General features: G+C 60.8%; 24 protein-coding genes. 11 read left to right on the top strand and 13 right to left on the bottom strand.

Going from position 1 to position 23,546, the window contains the following annotated elements; translation table 11 throughout:
- Window positions 1–1,113, bottom strand: a 1,113-nt coding sequence (locus tag NW835_RS03725; RefSeq protein WP_414414556.1) for a nicotinate phosphoribosyltransferase, incomplete at its 3' end; no start/stop codon positions are given.
- 146 nt (window positions 1,114–1,259) lie between these two features.
- Between NW835_RS03725 and NW835_RS03720 the strand changes: the two genes are divergently transcribed.
- Window positions 1,260–2,345 (top strand): isochorismatase, encoded by a 1,086-nt coding sequence (locus NW835_RS03720; RefSeq protein WP_414376624.1) that lies wholly within the window; start codon window positions 1,260–1,262, stop codon window positions 2,343–2,345.
- Between the two features lie 53 nt (window positions 2,346–2,398).
- A complete protein-coding gene (locus NW835_RS03715) occupies window positions 2,399–3,616 on the top strand; it encodes an ATP phosphoribosyltransferase regulatory subunit (protein ID WP_414414555.1) in 1,218 nt (405 codons plus the stop codon).
- 6 nt (window positions 3,617–3,622) lie between these two features.
- Here the strand turns inward: NW835_RS03715 and gyrB are convergent, their stop codons facing one another.
- From gyrB to NW835_RS03700, 3 genes are all read right to left on the bottom strand, one after another.
- The gene (gyrB, locus tag NW835_RS03710) at window positions 3,623–5,551 is read right to left on the bottom strand and encodes a DNA topoisomerase (ATP-hydrolyzing) subunit B (RefSeq protein ID WP_414414554.1); all 1,929 of its coding nucleotides are present in this window, start codon (window positions 5,549–5,551) and stop codon (window positions 3,623–3,625) included.
- A gap of 181 nt (window positions 5,552–5,732) precedes the next feature.
- Window positions 5,733–6,305, bottom strand: a complete 573-nt coding sequence (gene rimM, locus NW835_RS03705) for a ribosome maturation factor RimM (RefSeq protein WP_414364271.1) — start codon at window positions 6,303–6,305, stop codon at window positions 5,733–5,735.
- Between the two features lie 11 nt (window positions 6,306–6,316).
- Entirely contained in the window at window positions 6,317–7,291 is a 975-nt protein-coding gene (locus NW835_RS03700) for an SPFH domain-containing protein (RefSeq protein WP_414364269.1), read from the bottom strand.
- 192 nt (window positions 7,292–7,483) lie between these two features.
- Here NW835_RS03700 and NW835_RS03695 point away from each other — a divergent pair, with 192 nt between their 5' ends.
- From NW835_RS03695 to NW835_RS03685, 3 genes are all read left to right on the top strand, one after another.
- A complete protein-coding gene (locus NW835_RS03695) occupies window positions 7,484–8,476 on the top strand; it encodes an NAD(P)/FAD-dependent oxidoreductase (RefSeq protein ID WP_414364267.1) in 993 nt (330 codons plus the stop codon).
- A gap of 79 nt (window positions 8,477–8,555) precedes the next feature.
- Window positions 8,556–9,644, top strand: a complete 1,089-nt coding sequence (locus NW835_RS03690) for a polysaccharide deacetylase family protein (protein ID WP_414414553.1) — start codon at window positions 8,556–8,558, stop codon at window positions 9,642–9,644.
- A gap of 119 nt (window positions 9,645–9,763) precedes the next feature.
- The gene (locus NW835_RS03685; protein WP_414414552.1) at window positions 9,764–10,381 is read left to right on the top strand and encodes a hypothetical protein; all 618 of its coding nucleotides are present in this window, start codon (window positions 9,764–9,766) and stop codon (window positions 10,379–10,381) included.
- Window positions 10,382–10,504: 123 nt separating this feature from the next.
- Here NW835_RS03685 and NW835_RS03680 read toward each other — a convergent pair whose 3' ends face one another.
- Window positions 10,505–11,395, bottom strand: a complete 891-nt coding sequence (locus NW835_RS03680; protein WP_414414551.1) for a M23 family metallopeptidase — start codon at window positions 11,393–11,395, stop codon at window positions 10,505–10,507.
- A gap of 190 nt (window positions 11,396–11,585) precedes the next feature.
- Between NW835_RS03680 and NW835_RS03675 the strand changes: the two genes are divergently transcribed.
- Entirely contained in the window at window positions 11,586–12,590 is a 1,005-nt protein-coding gene (locus NW835_RS03675; RefSeq protein WP_414414550.1) for a carotenoid biosynthesis protein, read from the top strand.
- Window positions 12,591–12,746: 156 nt separating this feature from the next.
- Here the strand turns inward: NW835_RS03675 and lspA are convergent, their stop codons facing one another.
- The 3 genes from lspA to cysC form a co-directional block, all read right to left on the bottom strand.
- The gene (gene lspA, locus NW835_RS03670; RefSeq protein ID WP_414372064.1) at window positions 12,747–13,262 is read right to left on the bottom strand and encodes a signal peptidase II; all 516 of its coding nucleotides are present in this window, start codon (window positions 13,260–13,262) and stop codon (window positions 12,747–12,749) included.
- Between the two features lie 209 nt (window positions 13,263–13,471).
- The gene (locus NW835_RS03665) at window positions 13,472–13,696 is read right to left on the bottom strand and encodes a hypothetical protein (RefSeq protein WP_414364258.1); all 225 of its coding nucleotides are present in this window, start codon (window positions 13,694–13,696) and stop codon (window positions 13,472–13,474) included.
- A gap of 96 nt (window positions 13,697–13,792) precedes the next feature.
- Window positions 13,793–14,320 carry an adenylyl-sulfate kinase gene (gene cysC / locus NW835_RS03660; RefSeq protein WP_414364256.1) on the bottom strand — a complete coding sequence of 176 codons (528 nt, stop codon included), beginning with the start codon at window positions 14,318–14,320 and terminating at the stop codon, window positions 13,793–13,795.
- Between the two features lie 155 nt (window positions 14,321–14,475).
- On the opposite strand from cysC, the gene NW835_RS03655 reads away from it, so the two are divergent.
- Window positions 14,476–15,669, top strand: coding sequence for an aspartate aminotransferase family protein (locus NW835_RS03655; RefSeq protein ID WP_414372097.1), 1,194 nt, complete (start codon window positions 14,476–14,478; stop codon window positions 15,667–15,669).
- Here the strand turns inward: NW835_RS03655 and NW835_RS03650 are convergent.
- Window positions 15,666–16,076 (bottom strand): hypothetical protein, encoded by a 411-nt coding sequence (locus NW835_RS03650; protein ID WP_414384993.1) that lies wholly within the window; start codon window positions 16,074–16,076, stop codon window positions 15,666–15,668. The genes NW835_RS03655 and NW835_RS03650 overlap by 4 nt on opposite strands.
- Before the next feature lie 166 nt (window positions 16,077–16,242).
- Here NW835_RS03650 and NW835_RS03645 point away from each other — a divergent pair, with 166 nt between their 5' ends.
- Both NW835_RS03645 and NW835_RS03640 read left to right on the top strand, forming a co-directional pair.
- On the top strand, window positions 16,243–17,067 hold the full coding sequence (locus NW835_RS03645; RefSeq protein WP_414372099.1) for a creatininase family protein: 825 nt from the start codon (window positions 16,243–16,245) through the stop codon (window positions 17,065–17,067).
- A gap of 134 nt (window positions 17,068–17,201) precedes the next feature.
- Window positions 17,202–17,864 (top strand): Uma2 family endonuclease, encoded by a 663-nt coding sequence (locus NW835_RS03640; RefSeq protein ID WP_414372067.1) that lies wholly within the window; start codon window positions 17,202–17,204, stop codon window positions 17,862–17,864.
- Between the two features lie 5 nt (window positions 17,865–17,869).
- Here NW835_RS03640 and NW835_RS03635 read toward each other — a convergent pair whose 3' ends face one another.
- Window positions 17,870–18,508 (bottom strand): Crp/Fnr family transcriptional regulator, encoded by a 639-nt coding sequence (locus NW835_RS03635; protein ID WP_414364252.1) that lies wholly within the window; start codon window positions 18,506–18,508, stop codon window positions 17,870–17,872.
- A gap of 239 nt (window positions 18,509–18,747) precedes the next feature.
- Here NW835_RS03635 and atpC point away from each other — a divergent pair, with 239 nt between their 5' ends.
- Together atpC and NW835_RS03625 are read left to right on the top strand one after the other, a co-directional pair.
- The gene (atpC, locus tag NW835_RS03630) at window positions 18,748–19,155 is read left to right on the top strand and encodes an ATP synthase F1 subunit epsilon (RefSeq protein WP_414364250.1); all 408 of its coding nucleotides are present in this window, start codon (window positions 18,748–18,750) and stop codon (window positions 19,153–19,155) included.
- An 82-nt stretch (window positions 19,156–19,237) separates the two neighbouring features.
- The gene (locus tag NW835_RS03625) at window positions 19,238–19,768 is read left to right on the top strand and encodes a heavy metal-responsive transcriptional regulator (protein ID WP_414414549.1); all 531 of its coding nucleotides are present in this window, start codon (window positions 19,238–19,240) and stop codon (window positions 19,766–19,768) included.
- On the opposite strand, the gene glmS is transcribed toward NW835_RS03625, so the two are convergent.
- From glmS to NW835_RS03610, 3 genes are all read right to left on the bottom strand, one after another.
- Complete coding sequence (gene glmS / locus NW835_RS03620) at window positions 19,729–21,576, bottom strand: glutamine--fructose-6-phosphate transaminase (isomerizing) (protein ID WP_414414548.1); 1,848 nt, start codon at window positions 21,574–21,576, stop codon at window positions 19,729–19,731. The genes NW835_RS03625 and glmS overlap by 40 nt on opposite strands.
- A 135-nt stretch (window positions 21,577–21,711) precedes the next feature.
- A complete protein-coding gene (locus tag NW835_RS03615; RefSeq protein ID WP_414414547.1) occupies window positions 21,712–22,938 on the bottom strand; it encodes an MlaD family protein in 1,227 nt (408 codons plus the stop codon).
- A partial coding sequence (locus NW835_RS03610; protein WP_414414546.1) for an ABC transporter ATP-binding protein occupies window positions 22,938–23,546 on the bottom strand: 609 nt, incomplete at its 5' end. The genes NW835_RS03610 and NW835_RS03615, both read right to left, overlap by 1 nt.

Raw genomic sequence — 23,546 nt, 5'->3', positions numbered from 1 at the left:
GGGGCCGCGAAAGATCTGCTTGCGCCCTGGCAGGGTGGCTTTGGCAAAGGAGGCCTTGGCCACGGGGATCCCATTGATCTCCACCAATTTGTACACTCCATTCACCCCCTCGCCGGTAACCAGGCGGGTGCCAACACCGTAGCCACTGATGGGCGCTTGGGAGCGGTGCAGCCGCTCAATCTCGTACTCATCCAGATCGCCGCTGACAAACACCGGCGCCCCCTGCGGCAGGATGGCCTTGACTTGGTGGGAGAGGGCCTCCAGATCCCCCGAGTCGATGCGTACGCCGCCGATTTCCCCCCGGGATCCCAGTTGCTCCGGCTGGGTGGCAGCAAAGAGCTGAGCCGCGGTGCGCGCTCCCTGGATGGGATCGTAGGTGTCAATGAGCAAAACCGCTTGGGGAAAGTAGCGCCGGAAAGCTTGAAAGGCACGGGTCTCATCGCCAGAGAGGGTGGCAATGGCCATCACGAGGGAATGGGCCATGGTGCCCGCCGGCTTGCGCCCCAATTTGAGAGCTGCCAAGACATTGGAGGTGGCATTGAACCCCCCCGCCAGCGCCGCCCGCGCTGCCCAGAGGCCCGCCTGGGGTCCAAAGGCTCGCCGCGTGCCGAACTCCAACAAAACGGCCTCATCCCCTGCCGCATCGCGCATGCGGGCTGCCTTGGTGGCAATCAGGGTTTGGTAGTTGAAGGTAGTCAGCAAGTAGGTTTCCGCCAGTTGCGCCTGCCACAGAGGAGCCTCCACCCGCAGCAGCGGCTCGTTGGCAAAAACGGCCGTCCCCTCCGGTACTGCCCACACATCCCCCTCGAAGCGGTAGCTAGCCAGCAGCTCCCAAAAGCGTGGCGGTGCCTCGGCAAAAATGCCCGTCTCCTGCAGGGCCTGCAAGGTTTGTGGCGGAAAGTGCAACTGCTGCAGGTATTCCACCGCTTGGGCCAGCCCCATGGCAATGAGGTAGCCATAGTCGCTAGGCAAGCGCCGCACAAACAGCTCAAAGGCCGCCGGCTGATTCTCCAGCCCCTCCCCCACATAGCAGGCAGCCATTGTGAACTGGTAGAGATCGGTCAGTAAGCCGTAGTCTTGGGGCTGCAGGGAGGAAAAGCTTGGGTCTACCATGGAACCCTCAAGTAAGCCAGAGAGGCAACGCCCTTGGGGAAAGGCAGAGAAGCGGTTGCCCCAGTTGGAGCTACCATGGTAGCAAGTCCAGCCTGCCAGGGATCCCTACCCTGCAAAGCAGCAAAAGCTTGGCTACGGGAAGCGCCATGGACACCTCTGCTCCGCAGTTGACAACTCCAGCGCCGCCAACCCTGCCTGTGCCCTCCCACTTTGCTCCTGAGCGGGTGGGAGAGATTTGGCGAGTGCCCTACCAGCAGCGGGCCCTAGAGGCAGAGCGCTGGGCCCAAGAGCACCACATTCCCCCGGCGGAAGCCGATCGGGTGCGGGTGGGCTTGTTGCTGATTGATGTGCAAAACACCTTCTGCATTCCTGGCTTTGAGCTGTTTGTGGGCGGCCCCAGCGGCTTGGGGGCGGTGGAGGACAACTGCCGCCTGTGCCAATTCATCTACCGCCACCTTGCCCACATCACCCAGATTGTGGCCACCCTGGATACCCACACGGCGATGCAGATCTTCCACCCCGTCTTTTGGGTGGATGCCCAGGGATCCCATCCCGAGCCAGCTACCGCCATCTCGGCAGCCGAGATTCGCTCAGGACGCTGGCGGATCAACCCTGCCATGGCCGCCAACCTCACCCAGGGGGATCTGACGCGGCTGCAGGTCTATGCCCTCCACTATGCCGAGCAATTGGAGAAAGGGGGGAAATATCCCCTTATTGTCTGGCCCTACCATTCCATGCTGGGTGGGATTGGCCATGCCCTGGTGCCGGCAGTGGAGGAGGCGATCTTCTTCCACACCATTGCCCGCGGCAGCCAGCCCAGCTTACAGCTCAAGGGAGCCAACCCCTTGACGGAAAATTACTCTGCCCTCAGCCCGGAGGTCTTGACGGGGCCGGAGGGGGATCCCATCGACGAGAAAAATGAATCCCTTATCGACCACCTCCTGGAATTTGATGCCCTGATTGTGGCTGGCCAAGCCAAAAGCCACTGCGTTGCCTGGACGGTAAGCGACCTGCTGCAGGAGATCCAGGCTAGAGATCCCAGCCTAGCCAGGAGGGTCTACCTTCTGGAAGATTGCACCTCGCCGGTAGTGATCCCCGGCATTGTCGATTTTAGCGAGCAGGCGGAGGCAGCCTTTGCCCGCTTTGCGGCAGCGGGGATGCACCGGGTGCACTCCACGGATCCCCTTTGGGAGTGGCCTGACTTTCCCTGGCCTCTTGCGGAGGAGACTTGATCTGCTCTACTCCAGTGGTAGGATGCGGCAGGACAGCCTGTCGGAGTTGGTCTGTGTACGACTGCCCTGGCGGTGCAGATTTGCTTTGGGAAACCAGTTCCCTGCGCCCTCCCACTGGCGCCCGCGACTTTTTGCCGCGGGAAGTTCAGCGGCGGGAAAGGCTAGAGGCGCAGCTAACCCAGGTTTTTCGCCGCTACGGCTACCAACGTATCATCACGCCCACCCTAGAGCGGTTAGAGACCCTGCTGGCTGGGGGATCCATCCGCGGTGAAGCCGTGCTGCAACTGCGGGACGGGGAAGGGACAATGCTGGGGTTGCGCCCGGAATTCACCGCTTCCATCGTGCGGGCAGCAGCCACCCGGCTGGCCGGCGGGCCTCTGCCGCTGCGGCTCTACTACCACGGCAACGTGTTCCGCAATAGCCGGCGGGAGGAGGGCTCCTACAGCAGCCAGGAGTTTTTCCAGTCGGGGGTGGAGCTCATCGGCGCGGGCGGATGGCTAGCCGACGCTGAGATCTTGCTGCTTTTGGCCGATTGCGTGCGCGCTGTTGGCCTCAGCAACTGGACATTGCTGTTGGGAGATGTGGGCCTGACCGAGAGCCTGCTTAACTCGGTTACTCCCAAGGCCCAGGCGGCGGTGCGCCGCGCCATTGCCCAGCTTGACTACGTTTACCTGGAATCGGCTCCTCTGCCGGAGGCGGCCCGCCAGATTGGCTTGCAGATTCTGGGATTGCGCGGCCAGCCTGAGCAGGTCCTACCTCAGCTTGCCCAGCTTCCTGTGCCCCCGGAGCGGCTGCGGGATCTGCGGCAGTTGTGCCAAATCCTGGAAGCCCGGCAGGTGCGGGTGGTGCTGGATCTAAGCTTGCTGCAAACTCTGGCCTACTACACCGGCATTGTCTTCCAGGCAGTGGTGGGAGGAGAGGTCATTGCCCTGGGCGGGCGCTACGACCAGCTCTATGCTCTCTACAGCCCTCAGCAAATTGAGCAGCCAGGGATCGGCTTTACCCTCCTGCCCGATACGCTGCTGCGGCTCTTGCCCCCCGACCTCCCAGCCGAGGCAATGGGCTGCCAGCGGTTGGTGGTGCCGCTGGTGCCGGCAGGGATCCCGGCAGCACTGGCCTTGGCCGCCCGCTGGCGGGAGTCAGAGGCCGTGGAGCTGGAATTGCTGGATCGCCCTCCTGAAGAGATCGAGGCCTATGCCCGCCAGTGTCGGATCCCGGAGATTGCCTGGGTGCAGGCTGATGGCAGCTACCACATCTCCCCCGTGGACTAATCCCAATCAAATGTCCAGAGCCGCCAGTTCCAACTGGCCACTGTGGGCCTCGATGAACTCCCGCCGCGGGCCAACGGCATCCCCCATGAGGATGGTGAAAATGCGATCCGCCTCTGCGGCGTCTTCGATGGTAATCTGCTTGAGGACGCGCGTTGCCGGGTTCATGGTGGTTTCCCAGAGCTGCTCTGGCATCATTTCCCCCAAGCCCTTGAAGCGCTGGATGGTGTACTTGGTGTTGGCCGGCAGGCTGCGCAGGACTTGCTCTTTCTCGGCCTCGTTGTAGCAGTAGCGCACATTGTTGCGGCCCCACTCAATCTTATAGAGGGGCGGGCAGGCAATGTAGACGTAGCCCTGCTCCAAGAGCGCCTTCTGATAGCGGTAAAAGAAGGTGAGCAGCAGGGTGCGGATGTGACTGCCATCCACATCGGCGTCAGTCATGAGGATGATGCGGTGGTAGCGCAGTTGGCTGGGATCGAACTCCTCGCCCTTGACCCCCAGGCCCAGCGCTGTAATCAGGGCCTGAATCTCGGCGTTTTTGTAGATCTTGGCGGGATCCGCCTTCTCGATGTTGAGGATCTTGCCCCGCAAAGGCAGCACCGCCTGAAACTGGCGATCCCGGCCCTGCTTGGCACTGCCCCCTGCCGAGTCGCCCTCCACCAAGTACACCTCTGACTCCGCCGGATCCCGGCAACTGCAGTCAGCCAGTTTCCCCGGCAGTGTGGAAGATTCCAGAGCCGACTTGCGGCGTACCAGCTCCCGGGCCCGGCGGGCAGCTTCGGCCGCGTTGAAGGACTGGATGGCCTTATCGACGATCCCCCTCGCCACGTTGGGGTTGAACTCCAGATATTCCGTGAGGGCCTCGGAGACAATGGTTTGGACGATGCCCCGCACCTCGGTGTTGCCCAGCTTGGTTTTGGTTTGCCCCTCAAACTCGGGGTTAGGCACCTTGACCGAGACGATGGCCGTCAGGCCCTCCCGCACGTTTTCTCCCGCCAGGTTGCTGTCGGACTCTTTGAGTTTGTTGAGCTTGCGGGCTTGGCTGTTGATGGTAAGGGTAAGGGCAGTCTTCAGCCCCTCCAAGTGGGTGCCCCCTTCGGTGGTGCGGATGTTGTTGGCAAAGCCAATCAACGTATCGGTATAGACATCTGCGCACCACTGCAGAGCCGCTTCGACCTCGACGCCATCCCGCTCTCCGCGCACATAGACAATGTCGGGGTGGATGGGGGTTTTTTCGTGGTTGATGAAGGCCACATATTCCTTGATGCCGCCCGCAAATTGATAGGTTTCCCGCTGAGGCGGCTCCCGCCGCAGATCGCTAAAGATGATTTTCAAGCCGGCATTGAGGTAGGCCAGCTCGCGTAGACGAGCAGCCAGCACGGCATAGTCAAACTCCCGCTCCGGAAAGATAAGCTCATCTGGCTTGAAGCGCACCCCGGTCCCCCGCCGCTGGGAACCCACCGGCTGCGGCTCGGATTTGAGGGATCCCACCACCGCCCCTCGCTCAAAGCGCTGGAAGTAAACTTTGCCCTCCCGCCAGACTCTGGCCTCCAACCACTCCGAGAGGGCATTCACCACCGACACCCCAACGCCGTGCAGCCCCCCGGAGACCTTGTAGCCGCCCCCTCCAAACTTGCCGCCGGCGTGCAACACCGTCATGACCGTCACCAACGCCGACTGCCCAGTTTTGGGGTGGATGTCTACCGGGATGCCGCGGCCATTGTCCAGAACCGACACCGAGCCATCGGGGTGGAGGGTGACCTCAATCTCGTCGCAATAGCCGGCCAGGGCCTCATCGACGGAGTTGTCCACCACCTCATACACCAGGTGGTGCAATCCCTTCGGCCCGGTGGAGCCAATGTACATGCCAGGCCGCCTGCGCACAGCCTCCAAGCCTTCCAAAACTTGGATCTGCTCTGCACCGTAGTTCTCCGTCATTCGTAACTCCAATCCTGAAGAGAGATACCGGCCCCCGCCAACCTGAATCCAGAGAAATTGACGCCAGAAGCCAGAGATGATCCAAATCCCAAAAACCTGCCCCTATAATAGCACAAAAGCCTAGAACGGCCACGCAGCCGCTTCTGAGGGCAAACTTTGGCAGGGGATGCAGGGATGGAGATCAGTTTCTTGCCCAATCCTGGCCGAGAAAGCTCTCCACCAATCCCGGCGGCGGCTGCACCTGCAGCTCACCGTTTTCCAGATCCACAACCGGCACCAGAGCTTTCACAAAGGGGATCAACACCTGCCGCTGGTCGGGGGTAGAGATCTCCAGCACATCTTGGCCAGCGGCCCAGATTGCCGAGACATGTCCCAGCAGCCGACCCTGATGGTAGACGGCTAGGCCAATGAGATCGGAGTAGTGGTACTCCTCCGGCTCGAGGGGCAGGCGCTGGGAAGCCGGTACCAACACCTTGGCCCCCACCCAAGCCTCTGCTGCCGTTCGATCGGGGATCCCTTCCAGCCGCACCAAGTACAAGCCCTTGGCGGGAAAAAACTGGCCCTCAATCAAAGGATGCAACAGAGGCTCCGGATCGCTATCCCGCTGCAGCCAGCGCGGCCCTGGCTCAGTGAGGCGCTCTGGAAAATCCGACCAGCACTTAACCCGTAGCCAGCCCCGCAGTCCATGAGCGGCCACCACCTGCCCCACCACTAGCCAAGCGGGATCCCCTCCATGTTGGGCAGAAGCTACCATAGCTGTCGCTACTAGTCGAGCTGAGGAAAGTTCACCTCGGTCGGGAAAGCCGTGGAGGTGCCCAACTTTTGGGAAGCCCCAGAAGCGCGGGATCCGGATCCCTGCCCTTCCTTGGCCACATCCACCATCGAGAGCAGCCCTTGCAGGGTAGCGGGGATGGAATTGGGATCCATAAAGATCACCTTCGAGCTGGGGCTGCTGCCCAGCTTGAGACCCATATCGATGTAGTTTTGTGCCATCAAGTATTGCAGCGCGTTGGCTGCCTCTGGGTTTTCCTGCAAAGTAGCGGCAATGGTTTTGATAGCCTCAGCCGTACCCTCGGCCAGCAGCAGCCGCTCGCGCTTCTCAGCTTCTGCTCGCAACAACTGCGCCTTGGCAGCCCCCGCTGCTTGGTTGATGCTGGCCTGCTGTTCCCCCTCGGATTTGAGAATGGCCGCTCGCTTCTCCCGTTCGGCAGCCATTTGCTTTTCCATCGAGTCTTGCACCGTCTTAGAGGGCTGGATATCCCTGACTTCTACGCGGGTGATCTTGATCCCCCAGGGATCGGTGGCCTCGTCCAGTTCTGTCAAAAGGCGGGCGTTGATCTCGGCGCGGGAGGAAAAGGTTTGATCCAAGTCCATGCGGCCAATTTCGGCGCGCAAGGCCGTCAGCACCAAGTTCACCAAAGCCCGCTGTACATCCTCTACGGCGTAGCGGGCCTTGATCATATCCGTGATGCGCCAGTAAACCACCGCATCCGCCATCAAAGAAACGTTGTCGCTGGTGATGCACTGCTGCGGTGGCACGTCCAGCACCTTCTCGCGAATGGTTTCCTTAAACACAATCCTGTCGATGGGAGGAAAAATGATGTGCAACCCGGGTGTCAGCTTGCGGTGAAACCTCCCCAAACGCTCTACCAGCGCCTCATAGCCCTGGCTGATGATCTTGACCGAGTTGAACAGGTAGCCGATAAAGATGAGGGCAAGGGCGGCTAAGATGCCAGGCATAGGGCTCTTCTCCTAACAGAGGGTTCAGCCCCCATTCTAGACGGCTGCTGGGACTGCTCCCTTCCCCCTTCGACACGTCTCAGCCTCAATAGACAATAGAGAGGGGAGGCGTGAACAGGATAGTTAGAGCTGCGGATTTCTTGTTGGGGCTGCAATCTTATCCAGTAGAAAGCTTGTGGGGGGATCCCGTCTATGAAACTGGACAGCAGGAACCTAGAAGTTGGCCTGAACAAAATCTACGACGTTATTGTTGCCGGTGGTGGCGCAGGGGGGCTGTCGGCAGCCATTTACCTGGCCCGCTACGGCTTGAGCTGCCTGGTGGTGGAAAAGAGCAGAGGCCGCTCTTTTTGGATGCAGGATTTGCGCAACTATCTGGGCCTGCCGCCAAACACGCCAGGACGAGAGCTGTTGCGACAGGGGAGGGAGCACGCCCTCAGCTTGGGGGTGGACTATCTATGGGGCTTTGTGGAAGATGTCACAGATGAGGGAGACCTTTTTGCTGTCAAGGTCAAAGTAAGAAAAGTCAACAGTATCTACCCTGTTTTTCGCAGCAAATATTTGATTGCAGCAACGGGCATTATCGATTATTTGCCCCAATTGCCTGATATGCAAAATGTCTACGAATATGCAGGCTACTCGCTTCATGTCTGCATGATTTGCGATGGTTACGAAATGCGGGATCAGAAGGCAGTTTTGATTGTCAATTCAGAAGATCGGATTAATACGGCTTTTGTCCTCAACTGGTTTACGCCTTATATCTCGGTGTTGACTCACGGCCTCTGCTCGGTCGGCCCTGAAATGCGCCAAAAACTGGCGGAGCACGGCTATCCCCTTTACGAGTCTCCCATTCGCCGCTTTCTGGGCGAGAACCACCAGATGCGGGGCGTGGAGCTCGAGGATGGCACCTACATCGAGGCAACCACCGGCCTGGTGGCCATGGGAGCCAAATACCACAACGACTATTTGAAAGGGATCCCGAACTTACGCTGGCAGGGCGAAAACCTCGTGACCGACGAGTGGTGCCGCACCACCCATCCGCGGCTCTTCGCGGTAGGGGATTTGAAGCAGGGCCTCAACCAGGTGTCGATTGCCGTCGCCGATGGGGCGCTGGCTGCAACGGCCATTTGGCGGGACATCCGCCGGGCCTCTCCTCTTCGTAAATGGGAAGAGCGCCTGCGCTCTTAGTTTGGGCTCATTCCGCCCTCTTGAGGGAATTGGGATGGCCTTCTGCCCTATGATTGTTGCGAAGCCCCGAGCAACTCCCATGCATTCTCTGAAAGTGGCGATCTTTTTTTGGGTTTTCCTATTGGTAGGGCTGCATTACTACGCGGTAGAGGCCCAGTCTTTTTTTGATCTAAACCTGACTCTAACCTCAGAATACGATCCTATTCTCCCGATCGAGAGCGTTCGCGTTGTGCGCGGCAGCAATCCCCAAGACCTGCTGGTTTATCTATCGGCTCCTTCTGCTGCCTGGGTTCACCAAGAGCGGGTGAACGGGCATTATTTAATTGATATTCCCTATGCAGTCATCACCCGCTCGACAACGGTTGAAGTTGCTGCGGGGCTGCCCTATCGGCTGAGCTGGGGCAACCGAGACGAACAGACTGGGCGCCTGCTGATCACCCCTGCACCTGCCCAGGTAGAGGTCTTTTTGCAGCATGGCTGGACAGCGGATCCCACTTTGCTCGATCCGCTGGAAAATAGCTGGCCTTTGCAACTGACTTTGGAAGAGGCGCTGGGGCCTTTGTTGGAAGTACCACCTCGCTCTGCCTTTCTCACCATTGACGATGGACCTTGGCCTCAGTCCACACCTCGCCTTTTGCAAGCTTTGGATCAGCTACAAGTGCCGGCTACATTCTTTCTCATCGGCAATCACGTTTCTCGCTTTCCAGAGCTGGCCAAAGCTATTCAAACCCACCACCACACGATAGCCAACCACACGTTTACTCACGACTATCGACGCCTCTACAGCAGCGACGAGATATTCTATGCCGAGGTGGATCAGACAACCCAACTGCTCAAGAGGTTGGGCTTGGATCCCCAACTGGTGGTTCGCCCACCGGGCGGTTTCCGCCTAGACTCTGCTTTACGTCGCGCTTTGGAACAGGCAGGGTATCAGGTTCTCTACTGGAACCTTAGTCCCGAGGATGCCTATGCTGGCCAAACAGCAGACCAGCTTTTGGAGCGGGTTCGCTCCCAGTTGTCGGTGATGAAAGCCTCTGAACAACCCCTGGTTTTGCTGCTGCACGACCGCTGGCCCCATACTGCAGAAGCTTTGCCAGATATCGTTGCTGCGGTTGAAGAGGCAGGCTATCGCTTTTTGCCCTGGCCCAGTTCTAGAGATCCTGCTTGAGGAAACCGCCAACTGTCTCTTAGAAAAACCGGGCAATCTCTTAGAATCTTAGGGTCGAGGAGTGGGGAAGTATGCGAAAGCCCTTGGATTGCTGGGCTCGGATAAGTTGGGGAGCAGCCTTGGCTCTGACGCTACCGCTTGCTGTTCACTCTGCCTACCCCCAGCCGCTGCTTCCGCTGTGGCCGGCTGTTTCTGAGGGGGGCAGCGCGCGCGAAGGAGTTGTTGCCCTATTTCGTCAATCCATCTGGTGGGAGTTCATCCGCGGCAATCGCGGCGAAAACCTGCGCCTGTTTGCAGCCAGCCGCACCGCTTCTGAGCGTCAGGATGTGGTGGCCGTGTTTGAAATCCAGCGGCAGCCGACAGTGGAGCCAGTGGTGCGGGTTCTCAGCTTTGGACATCAGGGAGGATACGATTTTCGCCTGCTCCACACGGCTGAGCCGATCCCCGGACGGTTGGTGGAGGCGCAGCTGCGCACCGACATCACCTCCAGCGCCCAGCCCAAGCTGGTGCTGCTCACCGAGCGAGGGGGCATTAGCCTGCTGCGGTCTGTCTTGGTCTTGGAACACCGAGCGGAGGGGTTTGTGCCGCTGCTGAGCGTGACAGATTTAAACAATGCCAGCTTGCGGGTCAGCTCCCAAGGGATCCTGGTCATCTCCAGCGTGCCGGGAGCTAACCGCGACTTGCGCGCCACCCTTTACCAGTGGGAGGGAGATGGCTTTGTCCGCCGTGATCTGTAGCATCCCAAGTCTGGCGACAAGGCATAGACCGCCGGGATTCGTTTCGAATTGCCGCGAAGCAGTCCCCTGCCACTCCCCTCTCCCACGGGGAGAGAGATTGGGGGTGAGGGAAACGTCTCCAGCCTATTGAGGATGACTGGAGAATTGTTGAGCCTGCCAGCAGACGCCTAGGCTGGGCGCTTGGCCCACCTGCCAAAGCCACAGGCTCTCTGCTCCCAGGGGATCCAGGCTCCAGGGATCCAGGTCAGACCCAAACCACCCGTAGGGATCGACAGGGGCAGGTTGGCCAGAGTTGGTTTGATCAAGGCGGCGCACCTCAAAATGGAGATGGGGCCCACTGGCACAGCCGCTGTCGCCCGAGAGGCCGATTACGCCCCCTGCCGCCACTCTCTGTCCCTCCTGCACCCGGATTTGGCTGAGGTGGGCGTAGAGGGTTTCCAAGCCGGCTGGCTCGTGCCGAATGCGCACCCGCAACCCCCTGACCGGGCGGCCCAAGCTGGGACACAAAAACTGCGGCTCTTGACGCGCCAAGGTAACCCGTCCCGAAGCGGCGGCCAAGATCGGCGTACCCACCGGCATGGCCCAGTCGTAGCCGGCGTGGCCATCGCTTTTGCCGCAGGGGTGTAACGGGCCAGGGAGCCAAACTTGGCCTTGCCCACTGACAAAGCGTCCGTTGCCATCTTTCTCTCCCAGGGGCATATCGTGGTCGAAAAGGTTGGTGACGGGAAATTCCCCGACAAAGGGCTTGTGCAACAACGGCCACTGGGGCGGCGGCGGATCCCCATCGGCAGAGCGATGGCTCTCCAGCGCCAGCCGATAGTTCTCCAGCTCCTGACGCTGGGCGGGATCTGGCGACCGCTGCAGCAGGAGATCCACCAGGCGCAGGGCCTGAGACCAGTCCCGGCGCTCGACAGCCCGGCTCAACTGGGCGTACACCCCCACCAGGGATCCCGGCGGTGGGGAGGAGGGTGAGCCCTGGGGAAAACCGGGCGAGATGTTTACGAATTGATACAATAGGCAGCAAAATATCAGCAGTGTCACCCTTAGCCGTTGTGATGCTTCTATCCAAGGGGCCCTCCCCAGCAGACCAGACGGTTTGTCGTTGGCGTCCGGCCCCCTTCCGCCCTCTGCTTCTCTCCGCAGCCACTGCCCAGATGGCGGGAAAGCAGAGCGGCTGTGATTGACCACCCTCTGGGAGTTTCTCATGCGTTGGCTGTCATCCTCTGCTGTTCTCGTCAGCTTGCCTCTCCAGTTTGGAGTTTGGCAAACATTTCCGCCCCTGCTGGCTTCGATTGGGGGGCTGCTGGAAACCTTGGCCCTGGGTTTGCACATTCTGTCTTTATTTTTTGGATTGGCGGGCTTGCTTTGGGTTGTACCCCATCCCGAATGGGTGGCCAGTTTGCCCCCCATCGGCCTACAAGCCTTTTCCCTGAGCATGGCCAATGGTGGTGTTGCCTACATGGTGTCTGGAGCGCTGGCGGCGGCTTTGATGGGATCCCGACTGTTGGGGGTGCGGCGCCTGTTGATGTTTTTGATCCCGGCGGTGGGCATTTCCTTGGCCAGCGAGCTGCTGGGTACCAGCACGGGGATCCCCTTTGGCGACTACGGCTACCTCAGTGGGCTGGGCTACAAGATTGCCGGGCTGGTTCCCTTCACGATCCCTTTGTCTTGGTTTTACGTGGGGCTGTCGTCCTACCTGTTGGCGCGGGTGGCCCTGCAAGCAGGTCGCCACTGGCTGATCCACTGCGAGGCCATCCTGTTGGGGGCGCTGCTGCTCACTGCCTGGGACTTTGTTCTGGATCCGGCCATGACCCGCGGCTTGATTCCCTTTTGGACTTGGTTTCAGCCGGGGCCCTTCTTTGGCATGCCGCTGCAGAACTTTGGCGGTTGGATGCTGACCGGAGCGGCCTTTATGACCGTAGCCAACCTCCTCTGGGGGAAAGATCAGCCTGTGTTGAACCGCCGCCAGTTGTTGGGGCCACTGGTGCTTTATGTAGCTAATTTTGCCTTTGCCCTGCTGATGAGCCTGGGATCCGGCATTTTCGCGCCAGCGGGGCTAGGCCTGTTGCTGGGCTTGGGGCCAGCCTTAGGTTTGTGGTGGAACGCCCCGCCTGCACCTGAGGATCCCTGCCATCACGAAGCGGTTGAAGGGGAGGCAGCTCCAACCTGGCAGGCGCTGGAGGATCCTGGCTGGGCGAGGGTGAAATAGCTGCCTGGCGTAGTTAGGAGGGAGCAACAGTGCCCTGGCCCTTTCGGTGCTCACCCCTCTTGCTGGCCTATATCTGACTGGACGCAGGTGGGACGGCAGAGTTGTCGGCTATTGGGAGCCACGAGCCCAAGTCGCGGCGGCGGTGGTGTTTATTATTTAACTGCTGCCGCCGTGGCCAGATTTTTTTTCTGGATGAGGCAAAGTGGAAGCCGGTTCCGTTCCCTTTGATTTGTCCTGTAGCAAGCCGATCAGCAAGCAGGCCACCCCAAGGTTGATGGCCACATCCGCCACGTTAAACACCGGAAAGCGAATCCAAACCAGATTAAAAAAATCCACCACGTAGCCGTTGAGAAAGCGGTCGATGCCGTTCCCTACCGCTCCTGCCCAGACCAGACCGTAGCCTGCCTGTTCCCAACGGCCCAGGCTGCCGCCGCGAATCGCCAGCAGCGCCAGCGCCACCGCTACCCCCAACGAGACCCACTTGAGAAACTCTGCCGAATCGGCAAACAGGCTCCAGGCGGCGCCGGTATTCTCCACATAGGTAAGGTGAAACACCCCCGGCCACAGCTCGATTTCCGGCCCCGGCAGCAGCCGCTCCACCGCCCAGCGCTTGGTCGCCTGATCCAGGATCACGCCCAGGATCCCGGCCAGCCAAAAGCCCGTGTTTTTCATGCTCTTTTGCTTCACCACGTCCACTGGCAATAGCGCTCAGAGGAGCACTTTTCCCATCCTGACATTCTCTCTCCTACCTGTGGGTGACAAACCGCAGGGGCAAGGCTTGGGGGTTCATCTGGCTGGAGAGCTCAATAAGGACAAAGAAAAGCACCCGCCTGGCTGAGCCAGACGGGGATCCCACAGTCCAGAGAAGAGGACAAGGGCAGCTACCGACCCTGTTGCTCCAGGGATCGGCGCAACTCGCTAGCCATCTGCAGGAACTCCTGTGGGTTGCCCGCCTTGCCGTAGGAGGAGCGATCTTCAACCTTTTTGCCGCTACCTTGGCGGGTGCGAGTGTTGATCAGAGAGCTGGCCATTTCCAGAAACTTGGCAGGGTTCCCTTCGCTGCTGCCCCGCATCACAGAGGTTCGTCCGGCACGAGTCACTGCCATAGCTACCTTGATTCTCAGAAACGAAATGCTTGTTCATATCTTCCCACAAGGGATCCTCAGCCCGCCAGGCCCAGCGCTCTATGAGGTGAAGAATTGTTAGAGATAGCCGTGGCTTCTCAGGCCTTGCATCACCAGCTCAATACACTCGGAGATGCTTCGCTCAGCGGTTTTGCACACCACCTCCGGGCATTCTGGTGGCTCGTAGGGATCGTCGATGCCGGTAAAGTGCTGGATGAGCCCTGCCCGCGCTTTGCGGTAGAGGCCCTTGACATCGCGCTGCTCGCACACCTCCAGGGGGGCATCCACAAAGACCTCGATAAAGTTGCCGATGCGCTGCCGCACCTCTTGCCGGGTGGCCCGATAAGGGGAAATGGCCGAGACCAGTACGATTACCCCGTGGCGGGTCAGCATCTCGGCCACAAAGCCAATGCGGCGAACGTTCTCATCCCGATCTTCTTTGCCAAACCCCAGCCCCTTGGTGAGGTGTTGCCGCACCAGGTCACCGTCGAGCACTTCCACCGGCAACGCCAGAGCTTGCAACTGCTGGGCCACGCCGCAACTCAGGGTGGTTTTGCCCGCCCCACTTAGCCCCGTAAACCAGACTGTTACCCCCCGTCGCCCCATGGGTGTGGATCTCCTTGCCAGAATATCATCCCCGGCCAGAGTGATACACTCGAAACACTGTCCATTCTCCCTCTGCCATGCCGCCGTTAAGCGCTTCTCTTGTCGATGCCACCTTGGGATCTGCGACAACCGCCGAGCTGTTCAATCGGCATGTGATGTCCACCTATGCTCGCTACCCTTTGACCTTGGTGCGGGGGGAAGGCTGCCGGGTTTGGGATGAGGAGGGGCGCGAGTACCTGGATTTTGTGGCAGGCATTGCTACCTGCACCCTGGGACATGCCCACCCCGCTTGGATTCAGGCCCTCACCCAGCAGGCGCAACAGTTGCACCATGTTTCCAACCTCTACTACAACCGACCCCAGGCGCAACTGGCCCAATGGCTGACCCAGCACTCCTGTGCTGACAAGGTGTTTTTCTGCAACTCAGGGGCAGAGGCCAATGAAGGCGCCATCAAGCTAGCCCGCAAATACGCCCATACGGTGCGCGGGATCCAAGATCCGGTGATCCTCACCGCCCAGGCTAGCTTTCATGGACGCACCCTGGCTGCCCTCACGGCCACCGGCCAGCCCAAGTACCAGAAAGACTTTGCTCCCTTGGTGCCTGGCTTTGATTACGTTCCCTACAACGATATCGAGGGTACGGCAGCGGTGCTGGAGCGCTGGGGCGAGCGGGTGTGTGCCGTGCTGCTGGAGCCGCTGCAGGGGGAGGGAGGGGTTGTGCCCGGGGATCCTGCCTACTTTCAGTGGCTGCGCCGGGTCTGCAGTGAGCGGGGCATTCTGCTGATGTTGGATGAGGTGCAGGTGGGGATGGGCCGCACCGGCAGGCTCTGGGGCTACTGCAACCTGGGAATCGAGCCGGATGTGTTTACCCTGGCCAAGGGCTTGGCGGGTGGGATCCCGATTGGCGCCCTCTTGGCCAAAGAGTTTTGTGCCGTGTTTCAGCCGGGGGATCACGCCAGCACCTTTGGCGGCAATCCCTTGGCCTGTGCGGTGGGCTTGGCGGTTTGCCACACCCTAATGGCGGAGAGCTTGGTGTGGAATGCCCAGCAGACGGGGGACTATCTGCGCCAGGGTCTATCCCGCTTGGCGGAGCAGTTCCCCCAGCTTGTGCAGGAGGTGCGCGGCTGGGGCCTGATCCAGGGTCTAGTCATGCGCATCCCGGCGGCTGAGGTGGTCAGGGCGGCCCTGGAGCAGGGACTACTGCTGGTGCCAGCAGGATCCCAGGTGGTGCGCTTTGTGCCCCCCTTGATCGTCACGCCAAAGGAGATTGACGAGGCGCTGGCGCGGCTGGAATCCGCTCTGCAGAGCTTAGCCGTTGGCGATAGCGGAACGGAGTCCCTGAAAGCCTAGCTCTGCCAGACCTGCTGCAAGAACGCCTGCAGCCGCTGGCGGGCCTCATGGGGCAAGGGATCCCTGGCCTGCTCGAGCAGGGGCAGTACCTCCTCCGCGTAGGCCGCAACAAAGCTGTCAGCCGGCCAGAGCAAGTCCGAGGTGGATCGCAGGTTCCACACTTGGGATCCCTGCTGGAGCAATAGGGGCCGTACCCAGAGGAGGGCTGGGGATCCCGCTTCAAGAGGGTGAAGAGAAACCTGAATCAGCTCCCCATAGAGCGTGGCTTGTGGCCCCGGCAGAGCTAGAAGGCGGCGGGGTGAGGTGGGGGCACTCCCTACTTCCGTCCCAGCAGGCAGAGGACGTCCTCTGAGGGGGGGCTCCTCACTGGAGCCACATTGAGCAGGCAGACAGGGCCATAGCGTCATGGGACGGCAGGCTTTCCCTGAGGAACGAACGAGACAAACTACACCTGATCTTAAGAGACGCCTTCTCAGGTTCTGCGAGGGGATCCCGTCGGAAGCAGAGATTGCCCAAGGTGCTAGTCTTGCAGGCAAGGCTCCTCGAAATTCCTTGCAACCGGATCCCGCCATGATGCACACCTTTATCCCACCCCACCGCTTTTTCCCCTACCTGACCTGGACAGAGATCCAGTCCATGCCCAACAAAGAGAAGGTGGTGATCATCCAGCCCGTAGCCTCGATCGAGCAGCATGGGCCCCACCTGCCCTTGGTGGTGGATGCCTGCATCGGCACCGCAATCATCGGGCGGGCTATGGAAAAACTGGAGCCGGGGATCCCCGCTTACGTTCTGCCCACCCAGTGTTATGGCAAGGCCAACGAGCACTGGCATTTCCCGGGCACCATCACCCTCTCAGCCCAAACCCTGATGGCCCTGCTAACCGAAGTGGCTGAAAGCATTTACCGGGCTGGATTTCGCAAGCTGGTGTTCCTCAACTCCCACGGTGGCCAGCCCGAAGTGCTGCAGATTGTGGCCCGCGACCTGCACCAGAAGTACGAAGATTTCCTCCTTTTCCCCATCTCTGTCTGGCGCGTTCCCCACCAAGGCCAGGAGCTGATGACGGAAAAAGAGCGGGAATTGGGCATTCACGCTGGCGATGGCGAGACCAGCATGCTGATGTACCTGTTGCCCGAGACAGTGCGAACTGACCGCTTGGTCTGCGAGTACCCTCAGGATCTGCCGGAAGACAGCCTGATTAGCCTGGAAGGGCGGATCTCTTTTGCCTGGACAACTCGCGACCTCAGCCGGAGTGGTGTCCTGGGGGATGCCACGGCCGCCACGCCGGAAAAAGGCAAACTTTTGGTGGAGTCCATGGCCGATGGCTGGGTGCGGCTGATCCGGGATCTGTACAAGTTCCAACAGCCCCAGGCTTGGCGCAAAGACCCGCTGCCAAGGTAGGGATCCCGGCAGATGTCTTTACCTTGTGAGGCTTCTGGCCAGCCCAGCCTGCTTCTCAGGAGCGGAAGCAGCGACTTTGCCAGGACGGGTGATAGGCTTGAGGGAAAGTTCCCCTAGCCTGTGAGGGGAGAGCAATGGTTCTTGCCTCAAAGCCAGCCACCCCTCCCATCCTCGAGCGGCACGACGCCACTTGGCAGGACTACCTGACCATTGGCAACCATCCCACCCTGGACTGGCAGAAGATTTCTTTTTACCAGGGCTGGTTGTGGGTCAACATGGGCAAGGAAGGGCCAGAGCACGCCTCCGTCAGCGATTTGATGACGGCCATTTTTTTCGCTTGGGCCTTTCTCCACCCGGATGTGCCCCTGCAGTCCTACGGTCGCTGTCTGATTGAGTACCCAGAAACCCATGCCTGCGCCCCTGACCTAGTGCTCTACAAAGGGGAGAACATCCCCAGGTACCAAGCTGGCGAGCCGCGGCGGATTGATTTGCGTTTCCAAAGACCCCCTGACCTGGTGGGCGAGATTGCCGACACTACCCTTGCTCTCGACCTGGACGAGCAGAAGCAGCTTTATGCCAGCCTGGGCATTCCTGAGTACTGGGTCATCGATGTCAAGGGGCGGCGCGTTTTTGCCTTTGCCCTGGCCGAGGATGGACGCTATCGGGCCATTGCCCAGTCGCAGGTGCTGGCGGGCCTGCCGATAGCCCTGCTTGAGCAAGCTCTGGAACGCCTGGCCAGCCAGACCAACACTGCTGCCGCCAACTGGCTCCTGCAACAGCTCCAACGCCAGGCTTAAAGCTATCAGGGCGTTTGGGCCCGCTTGATGATGAGATGGCGGTTTTTGTCCACCGCGATCCAGCCCTGCTGGCGGAAACGGTTCAAAAGACGGGTGATGGTGACGCGGGTAGTGCCGATGGCATTGGCCAAGTCTTGGTGGGTAAGGCGCACCTGCAGGCGCACCCCTGTCGCAATTGGGGATCCCAACTCCACCGCCAATAGGGAGAGCAACTGGCGCAGCCGATCCTCCACCCGCCGCCGCCCGGCTAGGGCCAGCAGCGCTTCGGTTTGGCGCAGCCGCCGCACCAACTGCTTGAGCAGCCCCTGGCTCAGGGTTTCTGAGGCTTCCACCTCGGCTGCCGACAGCCGCAGCACGTCAACCGCTGTCAATGCCTTAGCTTGGTAGGGATCCAACATCGTCAGCGGGGATCCCAGCGGCATGGAGGGGCCGGCAAATCCCAACAGCGCCTCGCCACCATTGGGATAAAGAGTAGTCAATTGCACCACACCTCGGCAGACAATCACCCACTCCTCGGGAAACAGGGGAATGACCTGTCCGGGAGCGTAGGGCGAGAGGCTGCGGCCTCGGTAGAGGTCTTCTAGCAATTGCCGCTCCCCTACAGGTAGACTGGCTGCAGAATAGCTGGACATGGCTTCAGGCATAGGCTGGCTCCGCTAGGGCAAACTGGGCACACTGGTCGTTGGGCTTCCCCCTGCCAATAACAGCATGGAGTTGGGGTCGAGGATAAGTGTTCCCGAAAACACCTTATCGCTTGCCTCTTCGACGGAAGTAAAGGAGAGGTTATGCTTGGGTTAAGTCTTGCCACACAGAGGGCAGAACTAGGAGCGACGGCGATCCGGTAGGATAGAAGTGCCAAGCTCAACCCTTCAGGAGACCTGCCGTGACGCTGATGGTTCGCGTGATCACCCCCGACCGCATCGTTTGGGATGCCCCTGCTGAGGAAGTGATCCTCCCTGCCACCTCAGGTCAGTTGGGCATCCTCACCAACCATGCCCCTCTCTTGACGGCCATCGGCAACGGTGTGATGCGGGTCAAAGCTGCCGGCAAGTGGTCGGCCATTGCCGTGATGGGTGGATTTGCGGAAGTGGAAAATAACGAGGTAACCGTTCTGGTTAACCGCGCCGAGCGGGGAGAAAAAGTGGACAAGGCCGCAGCTCAGGCCCTCTTGGACGAAGCGAGCAAAGTTTTGAATACCAGCAGCGACAAGCAGGAGCGTTTGCAGGCCAAGTTGGATCAACAGCGAGCCAGAGCTCTGCTGCAAGCGGCGGAGATGGGCAGCAAGAGCTAAGGGATCCCTGCTTCTCTGAGCAGGAGCCGACTCGGTCTCGGCAGGGGATCCTGATGGCGGCTTGGTTTACTCCGGTGGTGGTATGTTCAGTCCTACAGTTGCCGTTCGCGTCAGCGAGACGGAGTCCTTTAGCGCGTCGGCCAGCTTGAAGATTGGCCAGGTGGCAGCAGCGGCGGGCTTACCGGTGCGCACGGTGCGCTACTACGAGTCGCTGGGCCTGCTGAAGCCAACGGTGCAGCGGTCGGAGTCCAGCTATCGCCTCTTCCATCCGGCAGTGCTGGGACGGCTGGCTTTCATTCGCCGCTGCCAAAGCCTGGGGCTAAGCCTGGAAGAAATTGGCCAGATCCTGCAGGTGTACGACCAGGGGGAACAGCCCTGCCCGGAGATCCGCCAACACCTGCAGGAGAAGCTGCGTCAGATCGAAGAGCGGATGGCGGAGTTGCAAGCTCTAAAAGGCCAAATTGAAAGCCTCCTCTCCGATTGGCGGATCCCAGCGGGATCTCCAGCCGAGGATGACGTGATCTGCCCGATTTTACAAAAGCCAGAGGCCGGCCCTGACAAGGTCGGCAGCCGCTACTCCACAGTTACCGACTTGGCCAGGTTGCGGGGTTGATCCACATCGGCCCCCCGGCGCAGCGCCATGGCGTAGGCAAACAACTGCAGGGGGATGACATTTAAAACTGCCGACAACAGGGGTGTGGTGCTGGGCACCTCGATGACGTGGTCGGCCTTCTCCCGCACCTGGGTATCTTCTGGGTTGATCAGGGCAATCACCCGCCCTCCCCGCGCCTGTACCTGTTCGATGTTGGAGAGCATCTTCTCGTAGACGGGATCGCGGGTGGCAATACACACCACCGGCATGCGCTCGTCGATGAGGGCGATGGGGCCGTGCTTCATCTCCCCTGCCGGGTAGCCCTCCGCGTGGATGTAGCTGACCTCTTTCATTTTCAAGGCTCCCTCCAGGGCTATGGGGGCGTTGACCCAGCGGCCTAGGTAGAGCATGTCGGTGACGTGATGGTACTGTTCCGCCAGGTGGTCGTAGAGGGCAACGTCTTTCAGAAGCAGGCTGATCTTGCCCGGCAGCTCGATCAAAGCTTGCAGGTGGGATCGGATCTGGGTCGGGCTGAGGATCCCTTTGGCCTGGGCCAGTTGCAGGGCCAGCAGGTATCCTGCCACCAGCATGCCGGTAAATACCTTGGTGGAAGCGACGGCGATCTCCGGCCCGGCGTGAATGTAGAGAACTCCGGCATCCGCCAGGCGCGTGGCTTGGGATCCGATGGCGTTGACGATGGCCAGGGTGGGGATCCCTTGGGCGCGGGCCTCGCTCATGGCCGCCAGCGTATCGACGGTCTCGCCCGACTGGGTGAGAGCCACAAGCAGGCTGTGGGGGCGCAGCACCGGCTGGCGGTAGCGGAACTCGGAGGCATGATCCACCTGCACCGGGATGCGGGCCAGGCTTTCGATAAAGTACTTGAGCACCAGGCAGGCGTGCCAGGCGGTGCCGCAGGCCACGGCATGAATCTGCTCCGTCTGGGCCAGTTGCGCCTCTGTTAGCACCAGCTCCTCTAGAGTCACCCGCCCCCCTTCCAGATCCACCCGCCCCCGCAGCGTATCGGTGGTAGTGCGCGGCTGCTCATAGATCTCCTTTTGCATGAAGTGCTTGTAGCCCCCCTTGGCCGCCGAGACGGGATCCCAGGCCACCGTGAGAGGGGTTTTGCGCAGCTCCTCGCCGCTGATGCGCAGGTAGCGCACGCTGGAGTCGGTGAGGATGGCCATCTCCCCATCTTCCAGAAACACCACCCTGCGGGTGTGGCGGACAATGGCGGGCAGATCCGAGGCAACGAAGTTCTCCCCCTCTCCTTCGCCGACGACCACAGCGCCGGCGTTGCCCAGGCGGGCGGCAATCAACCGATCCGGCGCCTCCCGATCCAAAGCCACCACGGCATTTCCCCCCCGCAGTTGCCCCATGACTTTGCCAAAGGCCGTCTCGAAGCAGCCCAGCTCCTCGGTGTAGAGGCCCAGCAGTTGGGCGATGACTTCGGTATCGGTTTGGGAGCGAAAGCCAACCCCTCGCCGCAGCAGCTCTTCCTTCAGCTCCAGGTAGTTCTCCACAATGCCGTTTTGGATAACCACGATGCGCCCGCGCGCGTCGCAGTGGGGGTGAGCATTTTCTTCGCTAACACCGCCGTGGGTGGCCCAGCGGGTGTGGCCAATCCCCACCTTGGCCGTGGGCATGTTGGCGGTAAGCTTCACCAGCAGGTTGTGCAGCTTGCCGGTGGCCCGCACGATCCTCAAGCCCTCTTCTGGATCCACCGTGGCAATGCCGGCAGAATCATAGCCCCGATATTCCAAAGTGCGCAGGCCCTCCAAGAGGATGGGAGCCGCCCACTGAAAGCCCACATAGCCGACAATGCCACACATTCCTCACACCTCAACCTCAGCCACGCCAGCGGTGCAAAGCACCCTATCCGCAAAGCCTACCCCAGCTTCCGGATCCCTTCAATGGCTTTTGCCGCCGCTGCGGGAGCAGACCTTGGCAGGGATCCTGGCTTCCTCCTAGGGAACGGGCTGCTGCTCCTCAAGGGCCAGGGCAAAAGAAACGGGCGCAAAACGGAAGCGATACTCTTGGGCTGCAGCAGGCTGGATCCCGTCTTCTGTTCGCGTAAGCGGGCCGGAGGCCTTAGGGGCGCTGGAGACCAAGTTGCTCAGCCCCAACACCAGCTCTCGCAGGCCGCGGCGAAACTGGGGATCCCCCGTCAGCTCGTCGATATCGGCGGTGATCTTTTGCGCATTCTGGAAGGTGATGCGGGCCGAGTCCAGGGTTTGGCGCAAGGTCGCCAGGGTGCCCGGATCGTTAAGGTTGGCAGCAATCTGCTGCAGGTCTTCGGTAGCTTGGGACACGTTCTCCGCCGCCGCTCGCACCTCGGCCAGGATCTGGCGCACATCCGCCTGCAGCTGCGGATCCGTCAGCAGCGGGCGAACTGCGCTCGACATGGCCTGCAAATCATCACTCACCTGCTGGATGTTCTCCAGGGCGGCACGGAGAGAAGTGCGGTTCTGTTCCACCAGAAGGGTGAACTGATCGGCAGCCGCTTGAAAACTGCGGGCCATTCCTCTCACAGCCCCAGCCGCGTCTTGGATAGCCGTGGCAGCCGAGGGAAATTGCGACAAGTCCAGATCTTCCGTGCGCAGGGCTGCCACCTGCTTTTCCACGGTTTCTGAGAGATCGGCCACGCTGTTGGCGACGCGGGTGATCCCTTCTAGGGTGGCGTTGAGGGTAGCGAAGAACTCGTCGTTGTTGATGCGCGTCACCAGCCGATCCACCTGGATCAACAACTGGCCGAAATCTACCCCCGGTGTGCCCTCCACCACATCGCCAGCGCAGATGATTTGGCTGCGGTCGCAATCGGCTGCCAGCGGGGATCCCGCTGCCGGGGCATCGCGTCGGGGCAGGATATCCATCACCGTCTCCCCCACCAACCCCGTCTGGGTGGTAACAAACAGGGCGTCGCGGGGGATGGCCAAGGGCTGGTCGATGACCACCTGCACCTCCACTTGGGCCGCCTGGGGCAGGATGCGCTCCACCCGGCCCACGGCTACCCCCCGCAGCCGCACGCTGGAGCCTTCCGCCAGGCCGGATACGTTGGGATAGGTGACGGTAAACTGGAAGCCGCGGCTGCCGAAGCGCAAGTTGTAGATCCACAAAAACAGCCCGGCAAAGCCCAGCACCCCTGCCAGGATCAACAGGCCCACCGCCCCTTCTCGGATTGCTCGCGAACGCATTACACCTGCCCTGCCACTTGAATCGGCCCTTCTACGCTACCGCTGAAAAATTGCTGCACAAAGGGGTTGTCGCACGTTTCGATCTGCTGCACGGATCCCTCCCACTGCACCCGCCCCTGGGCCAAGAGCACGATGCGGTCGGTGGCGCGGTAGATGGTGCTGCGCTGGTGGGTCACCACAATGTAGCTCTCGCAAGCTTTTTTCACCTGCTGCAGATCCCGGATGAGGTCTTCGATTACTGTGGAAGCAATGGGATCCAGGCCCGCCGTGGGCTCGTCGTAGAGCAGCAGTTGCGGCTCGTCCTGGGGCAGAGAAGGATCCTCCATAATGGCGCGGGCGAAGCTGGCCCGTTTGCGCATCCCCCCCGAGAGCTCCTCCGGCAGGCTGTTCTCCTTACCCGCCAGCCCCACTGCTTCCAGCTTGGCTGCCACCAGCTCCCGAATGCGTGCCCGCGGCAGCCGCGAGTGCTCGTAGAGCAAAAACCCGACGTTTTCCTCCACCGTCAGGGAGTCGAAGAGGGCCGCCTGCTGGAATACCATGCCTACCCGCAAGGGGGGAGTGCAGTGGCCGGCCTGAATCTCCGGCAGGGGGATGCCGCACCAGAGCAC

This window comes from Synechococcus sp. OH2, assembly GCF_047462155.1.
Lineage (GTDB): Bacteria > Cyanobacteriota > Cyanobacteriia > Thermostichales > Thermostichaceae > Thermostichus.
Note: the sequence above shows the minus strand (reverse complement) of the source record. Positions and strands in the feature narration are given on the sequence as shown.

What these genes read in the sequence shown, in the direction of transcription:
- NW835_RS03720 (WP_414376624.1), top strand. Translation starts at nt 1,260, where the DNA reads ATGGACACCTCTGCTCCGCAGTTGACAACTCCAGCGCCGCCAACCCTG.
- gyrB (WP_414414554.1), bottom strand. Translation starts at nt 5,551, where the DNA reads ATGACGGAGAACTACGGTGCAGAGCAGATCCAAGTTTTGGAAGGCTTG.
- rimM (WP_414364271.1), bottom strand. Translation starts at nt 6,305, where the DNA reads ATGGTAGCTTCTGCCCAACATGGAGGGGATCCCGCTTGGCTAGTGGTG.
- NW835_RS03700 (WP_414364269.1), bottom strand. Translation starts at nt 7,291, where the DNA reads ATGCCTGGCATCTTAGCCGCCCTTGCCCTCATCTTTATCGGCTACCTG.
- NW835_RS03695 (WP_414364267.1), top strand. Translation starts at nt 7,484, where the DNA reads ATGAAACTGGACAGCAGGAACCTAGAAGTTGGCCTGAACAAAATCTAC.
- NW835_RS03690 (WP_414414553.1), top strand. Translation starts at nt 8,556, where the DNA reads ATGCATTCTCTGAAAGTGGCGATCTTTTTTTGGGTTTTCCTATTGGTA.
- NW835_RS03675 (WP_414414550.1), top strand. Translation starts at nt 11,586, where the DNA reads ATGCGTTGGCTGTCATCCTCTGCTGTTCTCGTCAGCTTGCCTCTCCAG.
- lspA (WP_414372064.1), bottom strand. Translation starts at nt 13,262, where the DNA reads ATGAAAAACACGGGCTTTTGGCTGGCCGGGATCCTGGGCGTGATCCTG.
- NW835_RS03665 (WP_414364258.1), bottom strand. Translation starts at nt 13,696, where the DNA reads ATGGCAGTGACTCGTGCCGGACGAACCTCTGTGATGCGGGGCAGCAGC.
- cysC (WP_414364256.1), bottom strand. Translation starts at nt 14,320, where the DNA reads ATGGGGCGACGGGGGGTAACAGTCTGGTTTACGGGGCTAAGTGGGGCG.
- NW835_RS03655 (WP_414372097.1), top strand. Translation starts at nt 14,476, where the DNA reads ATGTCCACCTATGCTCGCTACCCTTTGACCTTGGTGCGGGGGGAAGGC.
- NW835_RS03650 (WP_414384993.1), bottom strand. Translation starts at nt 16,076, where the DNA reads ATGACGCTATGGCCCTGTCTGCCTGCTCAATGTGGCTCCAGTGAGGAG.
- NW835_RS03645 (WP_414372099.1), top strand. Translation starts at nt 16,243, where the DNA reads ATGCACACCTTTATCCCACCCCACCGCTTTTTCCCCTACCTGACCTGG.
- NW835_RS03640 (WP_414372067.1), top strand. Translation starts at nt 17,202, where the DNA reads ATGGTTCTTGCCTCAAAGCCAGCCACCCCTCCCATCCTCGAGCGGCAC.
- NW835_RS03635 (WP_414364252.1), bottom strand. Translation starts at nt 18,508, where the DNA reads ATGCCTGAAGCCATGTCCAGCTATTCTGCAGCCAGTCTACCTGTAGGG.
- NW835_RS03625 (WP_414414549.1), top strand. Translation starts at nt 19,238, where the DNA reads ATGTTCAGTCCTACAGTTGCCGTTCGCGTCAGCGAGACGGAGTCCTTT.
- glmS (WP_414414548.1), bottom strand. Translation starts at nt 21,576, where the DNA reads ATGTGTGGCATTGTCGGCTATGTGGGCTTTCAGTGGGCGGCTCCCATC.
- NW835_RS03615 (WP_414414547.1), bottom strand. Translation starts at nt 22,938, where the DNA reads ATGCGTTCGCGAGCAATCCGAGAAGGGGCGGTGGGCCTGTTGATCCTG.